The sequence below is a fragment of the Candidatus Hydrogenedentota bacterium genome (genome assembly GCA_018005585.1).
Lineage (GTDB): Bacteria > Hydrogenedentota > Hydrogenedentia > Hydrogenedentales > JAGMZX01 > JAGMZX01.
In genome coordinates this window covers 1-3,573 of the sequence record JAGMZX010000272.1, presented here as the reverse complement: position 1 = coordinate 3,573, position 3,573 = coordinate 1, and the positions used below count along the sequence as shown (strand labels likewise).

Here is a 3,573-nt window from a genome sequence, read left to right as displayed (position 1 = left end):
CGAGGGGATTCGCCATGAGTTCAGCAGAAAGTGACCGCCGCCGGTTTCCGCGCAGCCACAGCAGTGTGCCCGCGCGCGCGGCCGACGTGGCGCCGGAAGTCTTCAACCACGTGGATAACATCAGCGCAAACGGTGTGTTGTGCCACACGAACCGGCCAGTGGCCCTCATGACGCGGATGCAGATCGCGCTGGAACTGCCAAAACCTTTTGACCGCTTCATCAATGCGGACGGCGTTGTCGTCCGCTGCGATCCCCACGAAGAAGAAGCGGGCCACTACCAGGTCGCCATCCTCTTCACCCGCATTTCCGACGAGGACCACAAGGCGGTACACAAATTCGTCGAGCACGACCTCGCCGGGGACAGCAAGGGCAAGTAAGCTCCGTTCGTGAACGCGCGCAGCAGACAAGACATCCGGCGTTTCGACCGTGCGGTCCTCTTATTTTGCCTGGTGGCTCTGGGTGTTTCCGTCGCGTATCCGACCGCGCGCATGTTGCTCGAGGCGGGGCGGGCGTGGCGCTTCGAGGTGATTCGCGAAAGCGCCGGTTACGGGGCCGTGCGCAATACGCTGCTCATTAGTCTTGCCTCGGTCCTTAGCGCGGGTCTCGCGGGAACGGCGCTCGCCTTTTTCTTCACGCGCGTGGCGTTCCGCGGGCGTTCTCTTGCGGCGGCTCTGGCCTATCTGCCCTTCGCGTTGCCGCCGCTCGTCGGCGTGCTGAGTTTCTATTTTCTCATCGGCCCGGGCGGCTTGGCGCCGCGCATGATCCAGCGCCTGTTCGGCGGCGGCGAGATTGCCCTGTCCGGCGCCGCGGCCGTCCTGCTTGTGCACACCCACGCGTTCTTCGTTTTCTTCTACGCCACGGTTTCGTCCGCGCTGGAATCCCTGGATTACGCGCAGGTGGAGGCGGCCCGCACGCTCGGATCCGGACACGTGCGCGTCTTCCTTCGCGTCCTGTTGCCGCAATTGTCGCCGGCCCTGCTGAGCGCGGCCCTGTTGACGTTCATGTCGTCCGCGGCTTCGTTCAGCGCGCCGTTCTTTCTCGGCGGCAATATGCCCATGCTGAGCGTCGAGGTATATCACAAGCGCATCGCGGGCGACGACGGCGCGGCGCTGACGTTGAGCGTTTGCCTCGCGGCGGTATCGTTGCTGGGCGTGCTGCTGTTTCGGCGGACGCGGCAGCCGGGACGCGCGGCGTCGAAAGGCGCGCCGCGGCCGCTGCGCACGCGCGCGGGACGCTTCGGAGCGGCCTGTCTGGCCTGGTGCGCGACGGGGCTGCTCCTGATGCCGCATCTCGCGCTGATCTGGCTGTCGTTGATCGATTACCGGGCATGGAACACGCAACTCGTGCCTACCCGTTTCACGTTGATGAACTATGTGGAGGTGTTTCGCCATTCCGGCGCGCTCGCGCCCATCGGCAACAGCCTGTGGATGAGCGCCGCCGGCACCGCCGCGGTGGTCGTAATTGGCGCGCCGGCCGCCTACCTCATTGCCCGGAAGCGCCCGTGGCGCGGCGTGGTCAATTTCCTCGTGATGATCCCCTGGGCGCTGCCCGGAACGGTGATCGCCATGAACCTGATCGTGGCTTTCAACGACCCTTGGCTCCCTCTGGCGAACACGGTCTGGCTCCTGCCTATCGCCTATTACATCCGCGGCGCGCCCTTGTTTACGCGGATGGCCGCCGCGGCCATCGAGCCTTTCGACGCCGCGCTCCTCGAAGCAGGGCAGACGCTCGGCGCGTCCCGGGCGTATTGCTTCCGCCGGATCGTCCTTCCGTTGCTCGCCCCGGCCATCGCCGCCGCAACGGCGCTCGTGTTCGCCACGAGCCTGGGCGAGTTCGTCGCGTCCATCCTGCTTTGCACGGCTGCGAACAAGCCGGTTTCCGTCAAGATTGGCGAGATTCTGCATGACAGCCTGATCACCGGCGCGTCGGCCTACAGCGTGCTGCTCATGCTGCTGGTGGCGGGCGTATTCCTCGCGGGCCGAAGGTTCTCGACACGCGTCTTTTAGAACCGTGCTATAATAACGCGCGAGGAGCGCATCGCCGTGAGTTTGTGATTTTTCAGTCTGCCGTTCTTGCACGCATATGCCAAGTACCAAGAATAACGCACAGAGAGTATTGTTGTTTGGCGCGCAAGCGCGCGACCTCGAAAAAGAGGTGGCCAAACATGCGAATCTGGTCCGTGTGGATACGGACCCGGATATCGTTGTTTCCTATGGCGGCGACGGCACGCTGCTCGCCGCGGAATTGGCGTGGCCGGGCGTGCCGAAAGCGCCAATCCTGAACAGTATGCGGGGCAAACGCTGCATTCGCCATCCCGCGGCCGAGGTGATCCAGCATCTGGCCAACGGCTCGCTCCTGCATACGAAGTACACGAAAGTCGAATGCGCGATTCAACGCCGCGGCGAAAGCGAGCCCGACTGCTATGTCACCGCGCTGAACGAAATCAATGTACACAAGGGGCGCATCAACAGCGCCGTACGTTTTCGCCTCTGGCTCAACGACTATCCGTACGAGGAAGGCATCGAGATTCTAGGCGACGGTCTGGTGTTGTGCACGCCTTTCGGCAGCACGGCGTACTTCAACAAGATCACGCGGTGCGCGTTCACGCAGGGTATTGGGATCGCGTTCAAGGCCACCAGCGAGCACACCAATCATCTGGTGGTGCCGGATTCGGTTCAGGTGCGCGTTTTGGTCACGCGCGGGCCGGCAATCCTCGCCTTTGACTCGTCCACCCAGTACATAGACCTGGAGGAAGGCGACCAACTCATCACGCGCAAGCACCCCCGTGGCGCGACGATCCTGACCTGCGGCACGGTCCACCGCCTCGCCGAGCCGTTCTGAGACGCAACGCGTCATTTCACGGCCTCTCTCTTTCTTCGGGGGCGCGAGCCGCCGTTACCGCTTCGAGACGCGTCTCGCGGCCAGGGCCACAAGCCCGGCCAGGGCGGCAAGCCCCAGGCCGCTCGCAAGCGGCACTTCCGCATCCGGGTCTTCGGAGCCATGCAACAGCGGGTTGCGCGCGACGTAGACATAGTCGGCGCGCGGGCGGGCCGCAGCGAGGATATTGTCGTACTCGGCGCCATTGACCCAGATATCGCTGTCCAGGTCGCCGTTCGGCGCAAAGAGTTCAAGCGATGCTTTCCCAGCGGCGGCCACCACCGTGTAATTCCCCGTCAGGCCCAGTTCGGCTCTGATAGCGGCCTGCAACGTGGTGCTCGCTGTCAGGAACGCCGCGATGACATCCGCCTGGCCGCCATAGGTCGCGGCGGCTGGTTCGTTGAGAAACGCGGCGCGATTCGCGAGAAACGTGCAGACGGCCTGCCGGTTCAGGCGGTCGCTGGTGTCGCAAAGCACGGCATTGAACAATGCCGCCTCCCAGCTGTCGGCAAGGCCGGTGTTATCGAGGTCCGCGGCGGCCCAGTCGTAACCGAATACGCCATTGTAGAGCGCCTCGCCCTGTGTGTCGAAATCGGGACACTCGGTCAGCACACCGTCACAGAGCTCCCCTTCGCCCTCGCCTTCCCCTTCGCCTTCCCCCTCGCCTTCCCCTTCCCCTTCCCCTTCCCCCTCGCC

4 protein-coding genes are annotated in these 3,573 nt (G+C 64.3%); 3 read left to right on the top strand and 1 reads right to left on the bottom strand.

From position 1 onward, the window contains the following. Positions 1 to 14 precede the first annotated feature (14 nt). The 3 genes from KA184_23620 to KA184_23610 all read left to right on the top strand — a co-directional run bounded on the left by KA184_23620 (position 15) and on the right by KA184_23610 (position 2,841). Positions 15 to 377, top strand: coding sequence for a PilZ domain-containing protein (locus tag KA184_23620; protein MBP8132580.1), 363 nt, complete (start codon positions 15 to 17; stop codon positions 375 to 377). A 9-nt stretch (positions 378 to 386) separates the two neighbouring features. Further along, a complete protein-coding gene (locus tag KA184_23615; GenBank protein ID MBP8132579.1) occupies positions 387 to 2,006 on the top strand; it encodes an iron ABC transporter permease in 1,620 nt (539 codons plus the stop codon). Between the two features lie 112 nt (positions 2,007 to 2,118). Continuing rightward, positions 2,119 to 2,841, top strand: a complete 723-nt coding sequence (locus KA184_23610; protein ID MBP8132578.1) for an NAD(+)/NADH kinase — start codon at positions 2,119 to 2,121, stop codon at positions 2,839 to 2,841. 54 nt (positions 2,842 to 2,895) lie between these two features. Here KA184_23610 and KA184_23605 read toward each other — a convergent pair. Next, on the bottom strand, positions 2,896 to 3,573 hold a 678-nt coding region (locus KA184_23605), incomplete at its 5' end, for a hypothetical protein (protein MBP8132577.1).